Origin of the sequence: Motilimonas sp. E26 (assembly GCF_021278025.1) — a bacterium.
Lineage (GTDB): Bacteria > Pseudomonadota > Gammaproteobacteria > Enterobacterales > CBDFNC01 > Motilimonas.
In genome coordinates this window covers 155,508-172,668 of sequence record NZ_JAIBHJ010000001.1, presented here as the reverse complement: position 1 = coordinate 172,668, position 17,161 = coordinate 155,508, and the positions used below count along the sequence as shown (strand labels likewise).

General features: G+C 41.8%; 12 protein-coding genes and 1 CRISPR repeat array. All 12 genes read left to right on the top strand.

Translation table 11 applies throughout. The annotated features are described in order from the left end of the window. Positions 1-66 precede the first annotated feature (66 nt). The 12 genes from K1M91_RS00685 to cas6f all read left to right on the top strand — a co-directional run bounded on the left by K1M91_RS00685 (position 67) and on the right by cas6f (position 15,214). Positions 67-1,230 carry a slipin family protein gene (locus K1M91_RS00685; protein WP_232799631.1) on the top strand — a complete coding sequence of 388 codons (1,164 nt, stop codon included), beginning with the start codon at positions 67-69 and terminating at the stop codon, positions 1,228-1,230. Between the two features lie 58 nt (positions 1,231-1,288). After that, positions 1,289-2,512, top strand: a complete 1,224-nt coding sequence (locus tag K1M91_RS00680) for an RtcB family protein (protein WP_232799630.1) — start codon at positions 1,289-1,291, stop codon at positions 2,510-2,512. A gap of 21 nt (positions 2,513-2,533) precedes the next feature. Continuing rightward, positions 2,534-3,574 carry an RNA 3'-terminal phosphate cyclase gene (gene rtcA, locus K1M91_RS00675; protein WP_232799629.1) on the top strand — a complete coding sequence of 347 codons (1,041 nt, stop codon included), beginning with the start codon at positions 2,534-2,536 and terminating at the stop codon, positions 3,572-3,574. Positions 3,575-3,866: 292 nt separating this feature from the next. Continuing rightward, a complete protein-coding gene (locus K1M91_RS00670; protein ID WP_232799628.1) occupies positions 3,867-5,597 on the top strand; it encodes a class I SAM-dependent methyltransferase in 1,731 nt (576 codons plus the stop codon). 151 nt (positions 5,598-5,748) lie between these two features. Further along, on the top strand, positions 5,749-6,621 hold the full coding sequence (locus K1M91_RS00665) for a WYL domain-containing protein (RefSeq protein WP_232799627.1): 873 nt from the start codon (positions 5,749-5,751) through the stop codon (positions 6,619-6,621). Between the two features lie 3 nt (positions 6,622-6,624). Continuing rightward, positions 6,625-7,602: a type I-F CRISPR-associated endonuclease Cas1f gene (cas1f, locus tag K1M91_RS00660; RefSeq protein WP_232799626.1), complete on the top strand. Its 978-nt coding sequence runs from the start codon at positions 6,625-6,627 to the stop codon at positions 7,600-7,602. Next, positions 7,599-7,925, top strand: coding sequence for a hypothetical protein (locus tag K1M91_RS00655; RefSeq protein ID WP_232799625.1), 327 nt, complete (start codon positions 7,599-7,601; stop codon positions 7,923-7,925). Before cas1f ends, K1M91_RS00655 begins: the two co-directional genes overlap by 4 nt. Continuing rightward, a complete protein-coding gene (cas3f, locus tag K1M91_RS00650; protein WP_232799624.1) occupies positions 7,922-11,275 on the top strand; it encodes a type I-F CRISPR-associated helicase Cas3f in 3,354 nt (1,117 codons plus the stop codon). The genes K1M91_RS00655 and cas3f overlap by 4 nt, the downstream gene beginning before the upstream one ends. Next, positions 11,275-12,531: a type I-F CRISPR-associated protein Csy1 gene (gene csy1, locus K1M91_RS00645; protein WP_232799623.1), complete on the top strand. Its 1,257-nt coding sequence runs from the start codon at positions 11,275-11,277 to the stop codon at positions 12,529-12,531. Before cas3f ends, csy1 begins: the two co-directional genes overlap by 1 nt. A gap of 14 nt (positions 12,532-12,545) precedes the next feature. Then, on the top strand, positions 12,546-13,472 hold the full coding sequence (gene csy2 / locus K1M91_RS00640) for a type I-F CRISPR-associated protein Csy2 (RefSeq protein WP_348983254.1): 927 nt from the start codon (positions 12,546-12,548) through the stop codon (positions 13,470-13,472). 25 nt (positions 13,473-13,497) lie between these two features. Next, positions 13,498-14,532 carry a type I-F CRISPR-associated protein Csy3 gene (gene csy3 / locus K1M91_RS00635; protein WP_232799621.1) on the top strand — a complete coding sequence of 345 codons (1,035 nt, stop codon included), beginning with the start codon at positions 13,498-13,500 and terminating at the stop codon, positions 14,530-14,532. Between the two features lie 28 nt (positions 14,533-14,560). Continuing rightward, positions 14,561-15,214, top strand: a complete 654-nt coding sequence (cas6f, locus tag K1M91_RS00630; protein ID WP_232799620.1) for a type I-F CRISPR-associated endoribonuclease Cas6/Csy4 — start codon at positions 14,561-14,563, stop codon at positions 15,212-15,214. Positions 15,215-15,343: 129 nt separating this feature from the next. Then, a CRISPR array of direct repeats spans positions 15,344-17,112; the repeat unit is 28 nt; unit sequence GTTCACTGCCACGCAGGCAGCTTAGAAA. Positions 17,113-17,161: the final 49 nt, after the last annotated feature.

Sequence of the window (17,161 nt, the reverse complement as noted above, 5' to 3'; positions counted from 1 at the left end):
CCTTATCTACTAAGTCGTCACACTGGCTAACAAAACAATATAAAAGAAAAAGTGAAAGGAAATAAAATGTTAAAAGGGATCAAAAAAATCATCAAAGTTGCTGATAACCAACGCGTATTGATGTTTAAAAACCAGCAGTTAGTGGATGTATTAACAACCGGTAAATATCAATTCTGGGATATCAAAAATGAATTGGACTTTACCAGCTTTGAGCTAAGTGATTTTATCTTTTCTGCGCCTAACGCAGAGCGTTTGCTTAAGCTATATCCAATCTTGGCTCAGCACTTAGAGCAGTGGCAATTAAGCGAAAATGAAGTGGGCCTATTTTATGCCAACGGGTTATTACATGGCGTAGTAGCACCTGGTGAGCAAATGATCCTATGGCGAGATGCTGCAGATTTTCGCGTCGAAAAGGTAAGTTTAGATGAAAACATAGCGGTGAATGAGTCATTGCTGCGCGCAATTAATCGCGCCGGTGCCAATCAAGCAAATCGTTTGATCCGCAGTGAACACAATAAGGCAACACAGCCCATTGCAGAGTTTCAAGTTGCTCAAGACCACATTGGCTTGTTGTATATCAATGGCCAGTTAATGAACCAATTAGCTGCAGGACGCTATGGTTTCTGGCAGTTTAATCATAATGTTGAGCTTAAAACTTATGATTGCCGAGCGCAGTTACTCGATATTTCGGGACAAGAAATCTTAAGTAAAGACCGCGTTAGCTTACGAATTAACTTAAGCGCCAGTATCAAAATTAACGACGTTGAGCGCGCCGCCAGTAGCGTCGAAAATGTGAATGATTTTATTTATAAAACGTTGCAATTGGCGCTGCGCGAAGCGGTTGGAACCCAGTCACTTGATGACATTTTATTGGACAAGTTATACATCAATGAAACCGTTAAAGCGCTGGTAACAACTCAGATAAACGAAATTGGTGTGAGTTTACTGAGCGTTGGCGTGAAAGACATTATTTTACCCGGCGAGATGAAGGCCATATTAAATCAGGTTGTTGAAGCGCAAAAAGCAGCAGAAGCCAATGTGATTAAACGCCGTGAAGAAACATCGGCTACCCGCAGCTTACATAACACCGCAAAAGTGATGGAAAACAACCCAACATTATTGCGCTTGAAAGAATTAGAAGCGCTTGAAAAAGTGGCAGAAAAAATCAACAACCTCAACGTTTATGGCGGCATAGAAGAACTAATGAAAGGCACAGTGAAGCTTGGCTAGGATAAGCCACAAACAGCAGAGAATAACGCTTTCATCAACATCATAAGGACAAAAAAATATGTGTAAAAATTACAATGAGATCGAACATCCAAACCGCGCCACCATTAAAGCTTGGACCAAAGGCGTGCCATTTGAAGCGCAAGCCCAACAACAGTTAAATAACATTGCCAGTATGCCTTTAGTGCATTCACACATAGCGGTAATGCCAGATGTGCATTTAGGTAAAGGCGCAACAATTGGCAGCGTGATCCCGTCTGTTAATGCCGTGATCCCCGCCGCCGTTGGGGTGGATATTGGCTGTGGAATGGTTGCAACCAAAACCACGTTAACCGCCAGTCAATTACCGGATAACTTAGCTGCTATCCGTCATGGATTTGAATCTGCCGTTCCTCATGGTCGCACCACAGGGCGTGGTCGTGCTGATCGCGGAGCATGGCATAATATCCCAGATCTAGTGGCTGCAGAATGGATGAAATTGCAAACTCGATTTGACCGCATTTGTGAAAAACACCCAGCCATAAAAAACTCAAACAATGTTAAGCATCTTGGCACGATGGGAACGGGTAATCACTTTTTAGAGCTGTGCTTAGACGAGCACGACGCCGTCTGGATCATGTTACATTCCGGTAGTCGTGGAGTGGGTAACCGCATTGGCACCTACTTTATTGAATTAGCAAAAAAAGAAATGCAGCGCCATCAAATTAACTTACCAGATATGGACTTAGCTTATTTAGAAGAAGGCAGCGATTATTTTGATGATTACGTTGAAGCCGTAGAATGGGCACAAGACTTTGCCGCGAAAAACCGAGAAATTATGATGTTCAATGCCATTAACGCCCTTAAAAAGCAGATACCTGTGGCTTTTTCAACGGCAGAGCTTGCGGTGAACTGCCATCATAACTACATCTCACGTGAGCACCACTTTGGTAAGGACTGCTTTGTTACGCGTAAAGGTGCGGTACGAGCAGAAAAAGGAGAATTAGGCATTATTCCAGGTAGCATGGGCGCGCGCTCCTTTATTGTGCGAGGCTTAGGTAATCCTGAAAGCTTTAACAGTTGTAGCCATGGCGCTGGACGAGTGATGTCACGTACCCAAGCGAAAAAGGTTTACAACATAGACGATCAAATTGCGGCAACCCAAGGCGTAGAGTGTCGTAAAGATGCGTCGGTGATAGATGAAATTCCTCATGCCTACAAGGACATTGAAAAAGTAATGGAAGCACAAAAAGACTTAGTAGAAGTGGTATACACATTAAAGCAAATTGTTTGCGTAAAAGGTTAACAGGTGAGACAGGTTAATAATATGCACTATTTAATTATTGATGGGGCCCAAGGAGAAGGGGGCGGCCAAGTGCTGCGCAGTGCCCTTACCCTAGCCATGTTAACGCAGCAAAACATTGAGATAATTAACATTCGCGCAGGGCGTAAAAAACCGGGTTTATTACGCCAGCATTTAACTTGCGTGTTAGCGGCACAACAAATATGTGGCGCCGTAACCGATGGCGTTGAGCTGGGCTCAACGCGCATTCGGTTTGCACCGGGTAACGTAAAGGCGGGTAACTATCAGTTTGCGATTGGCACCGCAGGCAGCACAGTATTAGTGTGTCAAACGGTTTTACCTGCCTTAGCGTTGGCTACGGGTGAGTCAAACGTAACGTTTTCGGGTGGCACCCACAACGGTTTATCACCGTCATTGTGTTTTTTGCAACATGCTTACTTACCCATTTTGCAACACATGGGCGTGGTTTGTCAGGTGACTGAACATGGTTATGGTTTTTACCCTGCTGGTGGCGGTAAATGGCAACTAAACATTAAGCCAAGCTTACAGTTGGCGCATATTGAGCTAAGCCAAGCAGGGGCTGACTTTGCAGTAACACAGGAAAACTGCGGCATTAGGGCGTTACTTAGTCAATTACCCGACAGCATCGGCCAACGCGAAGTTGAGACCGCGCAAAAACTGCTTAATTGGCAGCAAGCAACAAGCCGAGTTAAGCAGGTTTCATCACCCGGTCCGGGCAACAGCTTACAATTGAGCATTCGCGCTGACACGCACACAAACCTATTTGAAAGAGTGGGCGAATATGGCGTATCAGCTGAACGAGTGGCAAAGCGAACGGCAGGGCGGGTACGAAAATTTATCCAATCGCAAGCAGCGGTTGAGGAATACTTGGCAGATCAACTTTTGTTGCCGATAGCCCTAGCAGGCAGTGGCCGTTTTACCACCACTAAGCCAAGCTTACATACTTTGACCAACATAGCAGTGATTAAACAGCTACTTGGTAAAGCGTTTATGGTTGAGCAGTTAACACCAGTGTTATGGCAAATAAGCTTAGGCCGCCAGTAAGCGTAGAAGCAGCATTTATCTGTGATTTATGCTGCGATAACTTGTGCGCCATAACCAACCTTCTCCGTATTCAACATACCCGTAGCAGTGGGTTTTAAACCGCGAATGGTAAGCGCCGCCGGCAAATAACGACATCAATGTATATTTTTGGAACTAAATCAGACATTGCTCTAAAAATCAGATGATTAGAATAGGATTATAAAAATCAAATGATACTATCTGATAGCGTTATGATTGATTTTATAGCAACCACAAACGCAAGCTTTATCAGTCTTAACGCTAAGGTTAACTAATGTCTGTCGACTTTTACAATCAACACGCAGAGCAACTCGCGCAAGTGTATCTTTCAAAAACATTTGAACAGGTGCACCAGCCGTGGCTGACCCATTTAACTCCTGTATTAAACAAAGCCAATGCGCGTATTTTAGATCTTGGTGCGGGGGCAGGGCGTGACAGTAAATACCTTGCCCAACAAGGTGCTGCCAATGGCGTACAAATAACCGCCATTGAGCCAGCATTAACCCTAGCAGAACTAGGCAAACAACATACCCTTGGCCTCAACGTTAATTGGTTACAAGACTCCTTGCCCGACCTTCACGCCGTCACTAAGCAAGAAATCAGCTTTGATCTTATTTTACTCAGTGCCGTGTGGATGCACATTCCGCAGTCGCAACGTGAGCGCTCGTTGCGCAAGTTAGCCAACTTACTTAAACCCGGTGGTAAACTTGTGATCTCATTGCGCCATGGCCCCAGTGGCGACGCGCGCAACATGTTTGACGTGTGCAGCGATCAACTCACGCAATTAGCCACACGTTTTGGTTTAACCACATTGCTAGTGACTGATAAAGGCCAAGACGTGATTGGCCGCGAAAGCGTGGCATGGCAAACAGTCGTATTACAACTACCTGACGATGGTACAGGTGCGTTTCCATTTATCCGTCATGTCGCACTTAACGATGGCAAATCGGCCACCCATAAACTTGCCCTGATGCGAGTGTTATTGCGCATTGCCGACGGTCACCCCGGCGCAGTGCTGCGCCGTGAAGACAATCGCGTGATCTTACCCATGGGATTAGTCGCCTTATACTGGGCGCATCAATACAAAGACTTAATCGACAAACATCAACTGTTTCAGCGCCCCGGCCACAACCCCAACATGGGCTTTATGAAACAAGATGGCTGGCATAAACTCACTCATTTACAGAGTTCGGACTACCGCATCGGTAACCTGTTCACAGGCGCAACCGCCATTGCCATGCACAAGGTTTTATCTGCCAGCGCCAGCAATATTAAAACCATGCCTTGCCGTTTTATTACTTATCCAAACAGCGATGAAGGCGTGTTTGAAGTTAACAGCAAAAGCGTACGAGCCACTGACAGCTTGTTTTTAGACCTTACCACACTCAATCAATGGGGCGAATTTTCGCTGCCGGAACACTTATGGTTAGCTTTCAGCCGCTACGCTTGCTGGATTGAGCCTGTGTTAATTTCAGAATGGGTGAAAACCATGGCGAGCTATGCGGGTAATCAGGCATACCACACGCCAGCGCAACAGTATGTGTTATACAACGCCCTTAATTGGTTAGAAACAAAGCGCAATACTAGCGAGGTGCGCAGCCGCTTTGACGCCCTCAAACAAAGCCAAGGAAATACTCATAACTGCGTATGGACCAACAAAAGCTTAAAACACCAATACGCCATCGATCACTGCATGCCGTTTGCTCGCTGGCCCAATAATGATTTATGGAACCTATTACCCACCGATGTCAAAGCAAATGGTGAGAAAAGCGATCGCCTGCCGACAGAGCCAAAAATGAAAGCCGCCAAATTGCGCATTACCCATTGGTGGCGCGATGCTTGGCTTGATGGCAACGATATCGCCAGCCAACAACGTTTTTTTGCCGAAGCCAACATTGCCTTACCCGGCTTAAATGCCAATAACAGCTCTGTGGATGATCTATTTGAAGCGCTATTGCTGCAACGGGGAAGGCTAAGGGAAATGCAGCAGCTGAGGGAATGGTAGGAATGCTTTCATGATACACATCAATTACCTGCTCGAAAAAGCGACATGTGTATTTATACATAATCGACAACAGAATGGGAAAAGCTTACCGTGAATATTGTTCGGTTTATACGCTGAAAAAAATATAACAATCACCTTGTGATGGAGACTTATGAATAACCATGTAAACGATTGGCCTTATAAATTTGACTTACTCACTCGGTTTCGTTTTATCGAAATAATTACTTTATGGGAAGGTCGCTTGATTACCAACCACCTGCAAATGGCATTTGGCATTGGACGTCAACAAGCTTCAAAGATCATTAACACCTACATAGAGCAAGTTAGCCATTCAAACCTAGTTTATGACGCCAATCAAAAAGGCTACTGCCCGAGCAATACTTTTCAACCGAAACTAACCCAAGGCACAGCCTCGGAATATCTTAATCTGATCCGTCAAAATGAAGAACTAAGCGTTACGTTTGAGCGCTTAAATATAGTTGTGCCCAATATTGAGTGCCTTGCGCCACCATTAAGAAATATTGAGCCTAGTATGCTGCAACGCTTGGTTAAAGCTTGTCGAAACCAAGAATGTATTGAGGTGGACTATGCCTCGTTACAGCAACCAGAAAACACCGATGGCCGCCTAATTTGCCCGCATACTCTCGTTTTCACTGGCATGCGCTGGCACGTGAGAGCATGGTGTGAACAAAGCAAGCGCTTTAGTGATTTTGTATTAAGCCGTTTTCGCAGTGTGGCTGATGTCGAAGGCCACGCGTCCAAAACCATCGAAAGTGATAGCTTATGGAATGAATCTACTCAATTAGTGATCATTCCTGATCCGCGCTTAACACCAGAGCAGCAGCATATTATCGCTACCGACTATGGCATGAGTCAGGCCAAATTAATCGTTCCACTGCGTAAAGCGTTAGTAAATTATGCATTGCAGCTATACCGCCTTAATAGCATTCATCAAGATCCGCTAGTACAACAAATCGTTGTTGAACCTGCTTGCAGGCAAATCATTAAACAGTGGGAGTGGTAAGTAATGGATAATTTCAGTCCGAGTGATTTAAAAGCAATTTTGCACTCAAAGCGGGCCAATATTTATTACCTCGAATACTGCCGGGTGATGCAAAAAGATGGCCGTGTTCTTTACTTAACTGAAGCCAAAAATGAAAACCAATACTTTAATATTCCCATAGCGAACACCACAGTTTTATTACTAGGTAATGGTACATCAATTACTCAAGCGGCCATGAGAATGTTGGCACAAGCAGGCGTATTAGTAGGCTTTTCGGGTGGCGGTGGAACGCCGTTATACATGGGATGTGAAGTAGAATGGTTTACACCACAAAGTGAGTATCGGCCAACAGAATATTTACACGGCTGGTTGCAGTTTTGGTTTGACGATGAAAAGCGGCTGGAAGCTGCAAAGACATTTCAGCAAGCTCGCATAAGTTACTTACAAAGTGTGTGGCAAAAAGATCGTGACTTAAAAGCTGAAGGGTTCGACTTTAATAGTAAACAGATACAAAGCGCGTTAGATACATTCCATACCCGAACAGATGCCGCTACCAAACAATCTGATTTACTGCTTACTGAAGCGCAACTAACCAAAGTGTTATACAAATACGCGGCGAACAATACCAATACTACTCATTTTACTCGCCAACACCAAAGTACAGATCTAGCGAATGATTTTCTTAATCATGGCAATTATTTAGCCTACGGCCTAGCCGCAAGTTGCTTATGGGTACTGGGCATTCCTCATGGTTTCGCAGTAATGCACGGTAAAACCAGAAGAGGCGCTTTGGTGTTTGATGTTGCTGATTTAATTAAAGACGCCATCGTCCTGCCTTGGGCGTTTATTTGTGCCAAAGAAAACGCAACTGAACAAGAGTTTCGCCAGCAGGTATTGCAAGCCTTTACCGATCACAAAGCGCTCGACTTTATGTTTGAAACAGTCAAAAACATTGCTTTGCAAGATTATCCAAATTCAGACATTAAAGCACAAAACCTATGACCAGTTATTGCATGCCTAGCCACTCAATTAAGCTTGCAGAAATCTATCAACTGCCTTCGTCTTGTATGTGGGCGGGTAAGTTAAAGCTCGAAGGTAAGCAATATCTATTAGATGCAATGTTACTGCTAAGCAATGACCCATCAGCAGACCTCTGGCTTTGTAGTAAGCATGCAAAAGTCGAGCAAGGCAGCATGGCTATTTTCACCCTGAAAGAAATGGATCCTTACTGGCAAATTGAATCACATTATTTTCCGTTATTGAAACCTTTTATAGGTGTAGAAGTACGTGGCGAGATTTATGCAATAGGAGCAATGCCTCTATGATGGTTACGTTCGTTTCACAATGCGAAAAAAAAGCCTTAAAGAAAACCCGCCGTGTACTCGACGCCTTCGCCAATCGTATAGGTGATAACACATGGCAAACATTAATCACTGAAGACGGCCTACTGACCGTTAAAAAAATGCTCCGTCAAACAGCCAGCAAAAGCAGTGCCGTCAGTTGCCACTGGATCAGAAGTCGTTCAAGAAGCCAGTTTTTGTGGGTGGTTGGTAATAAAAGTAAATTTAATTGTGAGGGCCTAGTGCCGGTTAATAGTACAAGAAGAAACTTGTTAAACAGTGAAATAGAAAATGATTGGAAATACCTACCCTTAATTAAGTCACTTACTGCACTTTCAGCGTTGTTTCATGACTGGGGAAAAGCGTCTTGCTTATTTCAAGAGAAGTTAAACCCTAATAGTAAAAATAAATTTAAAGGTGATCCGTTAAGGCACGAATGGATCTCCGTTCTATTACTGAGTTCATTGGTAAACAATAAAATGGATGTGATGTGGTTAAATGATTTGATAGACAATGGCTTAAGTGAAGGCGAATTAAAACAAAGTGTTAAAGTACAAAATTTAACACCATTAGATATGTTGCCCAATGCAGCTAAACTATTGGCTTGGTTAATAGTCTCGCATCACCGCTTGCCCTATATAAAAAGTGACTGGCGTGATGAAAAATCACCTGATTTATCTTCAATGCTGAAGCGCATAACTCAAGAATGGGGCTATGAAAACAAAATTGATCCTAGAGAATACAATAAACGTGTTAAACATTGTTTTGAGTTCCCTAATGGCTTGTTATCTGAATCGAAAGAATGGTGCAAACAAGTAAAACGTTGGGCAACTAGCCTAATAAACAACTTACCTTTACTTGAAGCTGCGATGAAAGACGGTAGTTATCGTTTAGTGTTACACCATGCGCGTTTATGTTTAATGTTAGGTGATCACTATTATTCATCACAAGATGCCGCCAAAAACTGGCAAGATAACACAGGGTTATTCGCTAATACGGATCGGGATACCAATGAGTTAAAGCAAAAACTTGATGAACACTTAGTTGGTGTCGCAAAAAATGCGCTTAATACCGCGCATTTATTACCTGCATTTGAAAAAGAGCCTCCAGTTTCAACTGACATTCAAGTACTAAGAAAAGCAAGTCCCACAGCATTCAAATGGCAAGACAAAGCCGTAGCCAAAATTAATGAATGGAAAACACAGCAAGATAAAAGAATTACAGGTTTTTTTGCGGTGAACATGGCAAGTACTGGCTGCGGAAAAACATTTGCCAACGCAAAAGTAATGCGTGCGTTATCGGCTGACGGTAAAAGTTTACGTTATATTCTTGCTCTCGGTTTAAGAACATTAACGTTGCAAACAGGTGATGAATATCGCGATAGAATTGGTTTAACAAAAGCGGACTTAGCTGTATTAATTGGTTCAAGAGCTGTCGCTGAGCTGCATAATCAACGTGAGCTTAAACAAGATGAAATAAGCGAAGAAATATTTGGTTCCGAATCTAAAGAACGCTTACTAGAGGAATTCATTGATTATGACTGTGAAATACCAGAAGAAGGGCTAAGTACGGTATTAACAAACACTAAAGATAAACAGTTTTTATATGCGCCAGTACTGGCATGCACCATTGATCATTTAATGGCGGCAACAGAAACCAAACGAGGAGGGCGCTATATTTTACCTAGTTTACGGTTAATGTCGTCAGACTTGGTAATTGATGAAATAGACGATTTTACTGGGAGTGATTTAATCGCTATCGGGCGGCTGATTCATTTAGCGGGCATGCTAGGTAGAAAAGTTATGATCTCATCGGCAACAATTCCCCCTGCTCTAGCGCTTGGTTATTTCAATGCTTACAAAAAGGGTTGGCAAATTTTTGCTAAAAGCCGCGATGATGCAAAAGCTGAAATTGGCTGTGCTTGGATAGATGAATTCATAACGCAAGTGTGCAGTGTAAACACACAAAAAAGTGAAATTGCACGCGAGCAATATCAAGAAAGTCATAATCAATTTATTAATAAGCGAGGTGGTAATTTAATTAAACAGCTTGTAAAGCATAAGGCTGAAATAGTGACTTGTCATTTAGATTTGAACAGCCAATTAACGACAGAAACAAAGCAAACGACTTATTTTTCAACCATTAAACGAGCCATTTTAACAAAACATGAACAACATCATAGTGTTGATCCAAAAACACAAATAAATGTGTCTTTTGGGGTGGTACGTGTTGCTAACATTACGCCCTGTATTGAGCTCACTAAACATCTTTTACAAACTGATTACCCTGAAGATATTCAAGTAAAAGTCATGGCTTACCATAGTCAGCAAGTATTATTACTTCGACATGAACAAGAAAAACACTTAGATGCAGTGTTAAAACGTAAAGAGCAAGCTGGCGAACCACAGCAAGCATTTTCAGACTCTGTTATTCGTCAACATTTAGATTTTGCTAGCCAAAAGGCGACTAAAATAAAAAACATTATTTTTATTTTAGTCGCAACGCCTGTAGAAGAAGTAGGGCGTGACCATGATTTTGATTGGGCAATTATAGAACCCTCATCTTATCGCTCAATTGTGCAATTAGCTGGGCGTGTGCGTCGCCATAGGACAGAGGAAACACAACTCCCAAATATTGGATTAATGCAATATAACTTCAAAGCTTTTCAAGCAAATGATAAACCAGATGAAAAGTATTTTATTAGACCTGGCTATGAAGATGGTTGGGATAAGAAGTTACATCATCATGATCTTACTAAATTAGTAAACGAACAGTCCATTAGCGAAAGATTAAATGCCATTCCACGTATAAAAATACCAACCCAAGAAGATAAGCAATTATTAGCGTTTATTGAGCATCAAGTTACTGCAACGCAACTGACAAATTTTTCAGCTTTTGGCGCAAATACCATGCAGGGTTATTTAAATGAAACATGGTATTTAACGGCATTACCACAAGTATTAGCACCGTTTAGAAACAGTGAGCCGAGTATTAACTTATTTTTGTTTTATAACGAAAATACAGACCAATGCTACTTCACTGAAAAAGACGAAAAGGGTAAGGCTTTGCTAGATATTAATGATCAAGTGATTAATCGAGAAACGATGCTAAACATCAAGAAAATAGAATTAACAGAACAACAACGACAAAATTTATGGTTTGAACGTAATTATAAAAACTTGTTAACCAAGTACCTCAGTGAGCCGTGGTTGGTTACACCTAAGCGGGTGTCATTACGTTACGGAGAAATAAATATGGTAGAACGTGAAAATGCTCAATACGAATATAACGACCAGTTTGGTCTGGTTAAAGTAAATAGCAAAGGAGGTCAGTAATGCTAGATCCCGCAATAGAAAATTACTTTTCTGAGCGAAAAGAAGCATGGTTAAAAAAGAATGTAAAAGCAGGAATGCAACTGCATGAAATAAAAGAATTGGAATTGTCGTGTGAAAAGTTATTTTCATCAGATGAGTGGCTACCTAATGCTGCAAAAAGAGCGGGCCAAATATCTATATCTACTCACCCATGTACTTTTAGTCACCCAAGTGCCCGAAAAAATAAAAACGGTTATGTGTCGTCTGTTTTAGCTGATATAGACAGAGCGGAAGATGGCTTTTTAAAAACGGGTAATGTGGTTGTAACGATAGATGCGTTAGGTAATGCTGCTGCATTAGATGTCTATAAATTTTTAAGCTTGTCTATGCAAGATGGTGTGGATTTACTGACTCACATTCAGCAAGAAACAGAATTAGCTCAAACATTATTAACTATTCGGTCGACTAATTATCAAGAGCTGAGAAATGGCTTTTTAGCTATGATTGAAAGTGCATCAGAAAGCATAACCAGCTCTAAAATCAAACAGGTTTACTTTCCCGTTGATGGTGGCTACCACCAATTATCACTATTGACGAATTCAGGCATGGTTTATCAATTGCGTTCTCGTTTAGATAAATTACGTTTTTCAGACGAAGTAAAAGAACGTCGTGATAAAAAGCGTAAAAATGAATTTAGTGAGCAGGATTTCAGTGAGATCTATGGCTTAACCACAATAGGGTACGGTGGAACTAAACCGCAAAATATTAGTGTTTTGAATAATCAAAATGGCGGTAAAGCACACCTTTTATCATCGTTACCACCGAGTATTGAAAAACGCAGTATACATTTTCCGAAAAGTGATTTTTTTACCGAGTCATTTAAAAAATATGAATACGCCGATAATTTCAAAGCATTGCATAAACTATTTCAGACTGACTATAACAATATCAAACTTCGTAATGCGAGAGACCGTAACCTTCAGCAAATAATCGATTTACTCATTGAAAAAATGTGGTCTGTGCGTGCTGTTTCACAAGCACAATTCCATGCTGATACGTCTTCACTGTCAAGCGTGCAACTGACTTGGCTACATAATGATTACGCTGGTGAAAGAGAAAAGTCAGAACAATGGTTAAATTCACTCATCACAGAAATATCCGCATGGTTAACACGTAGTTATGAAAAGGTGCTAGATAAAAAAGCCATCAAATTAGGTGATGCTGAGCGTTTGCACTTTGCAGAAGTGATTGAACGTAACAGGGAGTTTTTGAAATGAACAACATAAAGCGATTGTTATTATTACCCCATATAAAAGTACATAACGCAAATGCACTTTCTAGCCCGTTTACAATTGGTTTTCCTGCTATGACAGCATGGCTTGGTGCGGTGCATGCGTTACAGCGTAAGTTAAATGCGCAAGGCTATATCGATATTCAATTTAATAGTACTGCCGTAATTAGTCACCAATGTGATTTACAAACCCATAAAGGTGCAGATGATTTTGTTCACTCAATTATCGGCACTGGTAATCCATTAGATAAAACTGGGGCGAGAAGTGCTTTTATCGAAGAAGCACGCTGTCATTTAGATGTGTCATTAGTGCTTGAATGCTCCGGAGTAGAAAAAGATGAGGAACAAGTTTTACAAGGAAAAATAACCCATTTACTTAACAGTAAGATGAAAATGGCGGGGGGCGATATTTTAAGCTTTAAAGCACCACAATTTTTCAAAGTTGAAAATGGAAATACAGCCGATCTTAGTGCATTAACACGAAAGCTTATGCCCGGTTACGCCATTATTGAACGCCGAGACTTAATGGTTGAGGCAATGGCAGCGGGGCAAGATGCAATGGATGCTTTATTAGATAATCTCGTTATTCATCATCACTGTGAAAAAGTAGCAGATGAAATGAATGAAGAAAAAGTGATATGGACAAGTAAACGGAAAAATAAAGGTTGGCTTGTGCCTATTGCGACAGGGTTTCATGGTTTAACAGAGCTAGGTGAAGCTAAAAACCAACGTGATCCAAACACCCCGCACCGCTTTGCTGAAAGTGTAGTAACGCTTGGGGAATTTAAAATGCCACACAGTATTAAATCAATTGATGAAATATTCTGGCGTTATCAAACAGATCAAACCAATAACTTATATTTTTGTGCTCAAACTCAAAAAATTATTCAAACCGAACAAGAAATTGAAGACGCTTATTACGCATAACTTAATTTATTAAAGGAAAATTATCATGGCTAAAAATCAAGACACCGCATCAGTATTGGCATTTGAAAAGAAATTAGTACCGTCAGACGGCTATATGTATGGCACCCAATGGGAAGAACGAAATAATGGCGCTAGCCAAATAGCGCTAAAACTCATTGAAAAGTCGGTGCGCGGTACTATTTCAAATCGCTTAAAAGCGGCGATTAAAAGTGATCCAGTAAAGTTAAATGCGGAGGTCGAAAAAGCCAACTTACAAACGGTCGATAGCTGCGCACTTGCGCCTGAGCAAGATACTTTAAAGCTACATTTTACATTAAAAGTACTTGGTGGTGTTCATCAACCTTCCGCGTGTAACAATGCACTATTTAAACAAAGTTACAGTAACGCAGTGCATGATTACATCGGTAGAGAGGGTTTTAAAGAGTTAGGTAAACGCTATGCATTGAATTTGGCTAATGCTCGTTTTTTATGGCGCAACCGTGTTGGCGCTGAAAACATAGAAGTACAAGTGAATGCGCTTAATAAAGACAACAAACAGTCTTGGGTGTTTGATGCAACACAATTTAGTACGCGCCATTTTGATAATGAAGATAAGCAAGTTATCGAGTTAGGCGAGCGTATTGCTGCGGCATTATCAAGCGATGATGATTTTTTAATGTTAGAAGTTAATTGTTTTGTACAAATTGGCAAGGCGCAAGAAGTTTACCCAAGTGAAGAATTAGTGCTAGATAAAGGCAAGGGTAAAAAAAGTAAGATTTTATACGATAACCAAGGAATTGCCGCTATGCATTCGCAAAAAGTAGGGAATGCACTACGCAGTATCGATACTTGGTATCCAGAATTTGACGATAGTGAGAAAACCGCTGGTCCAATTGCAATAGAACCTTATGGAGCAGTAACTAATTTAGGCAAAGCGTATAGAACCCCAAAAGACAAACAAGATTTTTACACCTTCTTTGACCAATGGGCACGTGGTACAAAATTAGATCGTATAGAAGACGAGCATTATGTTATGGCAATTTTGGTGCGTGGTGGTGTTTTTGGCGAAAGCGATAAATAGTCTTTTACTTCATATAGGTAAAAAGAAAATGAAATATTATCTCGACATAACTTTACTACCAGAAGCGGACATTACTCTCGGCTTTCTCTGGCAAAAGGTTTACCAACAAGTGCATATTGCACTTGTTGATAATAAAGTAGCCGAAAACGAATCGGCAATTGCGGTGAGTTTTCCACGTTATAGTACTGAAAAAAGTAGTGAGCATGCATTTCCACTCGGTAATCAATTAAGGTTACTGGCAAATGAGGAATCGCAGTTCACTCAACTCAACATTTCAAAATGGTTAAATCGTTTAGAAGACTACGTGCATATTAAGTCAGTTAAAGCAGTGCCCGACAATGCCACTCACGTTGCATTTGTTCGCCAACAAGTTAAAGGTGAAGCGCGGATAGAAAAAGATATGTTAAGTAAAGCACAACGTTGGGCTGAAAAATCAGGGCAACCGCTTGATGCCTGCTTAGCTGAACTTGAAAAAACCAGACCTAAAGCAGATAACTCATTACCTTTTATTTGGTTAGAAAGCCAAGAAACAAAACTACGTGATGCAGCTAATAGTAGAAAGTTTCCACTGTTTATCAAAAAGGTAGAAATTACTGAGCAGCAACTTGGTACGTTTAATTGTTATGGTTTAAGTGTAAATCACTGCAATAAAGAAAAGCTGGCAAGTATACCCCAGTTTTAACCTTTATTTTTGCTCTTTAAAAATTAGAAATTAAAACAATAAGTTACAACAGTACTAAAAAATTAGGTAAAAATAGATATTCTTACCTAATTGCCTGTTGTAACTTATTTTTTGCCTGATATTCTATGTGTTCACTGCCACGCAGGCAGCTTAGAAATACCAGCGCTATGAAGCGATTGAAACAGTGCTGTTCACTGCCACGCAGGCAGCTTAGAAATGTTGGGAAGTAAAGTAGTTGAACCACTCATAGTTCACTGCCACGCAGGCAGCTTAGAAACAAAGGACAAATCATGATTTATCTACTTACTGGTTCACTGCCACGCAGGCAGCTTAGAAAACTATCCATCAAATCATTAACGTATCGGTGTAGTTCACTGCCACGCAGGCAGCTTAGAAAATACAATCGAGAAAATCAGAGAACATTTCAAAGTTCACTGCCACGCAGGCAGCTTAGAAATTCAACGGGTGGCGGTATTCCTTGTTCTGGTTGTTCACTGCCACGCAGGCAGCTTAGAAACATGGGGCAAATGGGTCAAAAAAAGCCCCCATGTTCACTGCCACGCAGGCAGCTTAGAAATACAGACAGCTCTAAACGAGCAGACACACAATGTTCACTGCCACGCAGGCAGCTTAGAAAGCATAGGTTCAAATATGAAGCAGTACGTTAAAGTTCACTGCCACGCAGGCAGCTTAGAAATGCCAAGTCAAATCAACGGGCTTATCAATGATGTTCACTGCCACGCAGGCAGCTTAGAAACCATGGGTTATTTTTAGCGAATGAGCTTGCGTGTTCACTGCCACGCAGGCAGCTTAGAAATCTGGAGTGCTACAAACTCCATCTATAATTTCGTTCACTGCCACGCAGGCAGCTTAGAAAAGTGTGCGCCAACCATGTAATTAGACTCTATCGTTCACTGCCACGCAGGCAGCTTAGAAAGTACTCGTCAGGCACCCACGCAGGATCTGCTTGTTCACTGCCACGCAGGCAGCTTAGAAATAAACGCTCAGAAACAGACCAAAGAGAGTGAAGTTCACTGCCACGCAGGCAGCTTAGAAACTATGTTTCGCTCAAACCATGCGCATTCAAAAGTTCACTGCCACGCAGGCAGCTTAGAAAGTAGAGAACAGCCCCAGTCATAAAGCCGTCAAGTTCACTGCCACGCAGGCAGCTTAGAAACTTCACCGCTGTAGCGTGTCACCGATGCACCGGTTCACTGCCACGCAGGCAGCTTAGAAACCTAACCCCCTCATTCTTTCGTACATACGAAAGTTCACTGCCACGCAGGCAGCTTAGAAAAGCAACGGGAGTTATATCGGATAACATAGAGCGTTCACTGCCACGCAGGCAGCTTAGAAATCTGACTGTGAACCTTCTTTCATTAAAGCGTGGTTCACTGCCACGCAGGCAGCTTAGAAATAATGGAGGGCGTTTTAATCGACCAGCTAAAAGTTCACTGCCACGCAGGCAGCTTAGAAATCAAGTGTGCCAGTGATACGGTATTCAATGACGTTCACTGCCACGCAGGCAGCTTAGAAACGATACCGCTCGGCTAGTTCGTATCTATTCAAGTTCACTGCCACGCAGGCAGCTTAGAAAATAACCGCCCCTTTGTTTGATTTTTGTTTACAGTTCACTGCCACGCAGGCAGCTTAGAAACCTCGTGTGTTTTCAGGACAGTTATTTTCACAAGTTCACTGCCACGCAGGCAGCTTAGAAAAGCGGCGGAACCAGCTCCATCAGAAGTAAAAGGTTCACTGCCACGCAGGCAGCTTAGAAAGCTTCCGGATTTGGGCGAAGTATAACAGCCAAGTTCACTGCCACGCAGGCAGCTTAGAAAAGTTGCAGCAAACATTTCTCCAACTTCTTCATGTTCACTGCCACGCAGGCAGCTTAGAAAAGTTGCAGCAAACATTTCTCCAACTTCTTCATGTTCACTGCCACGCAGG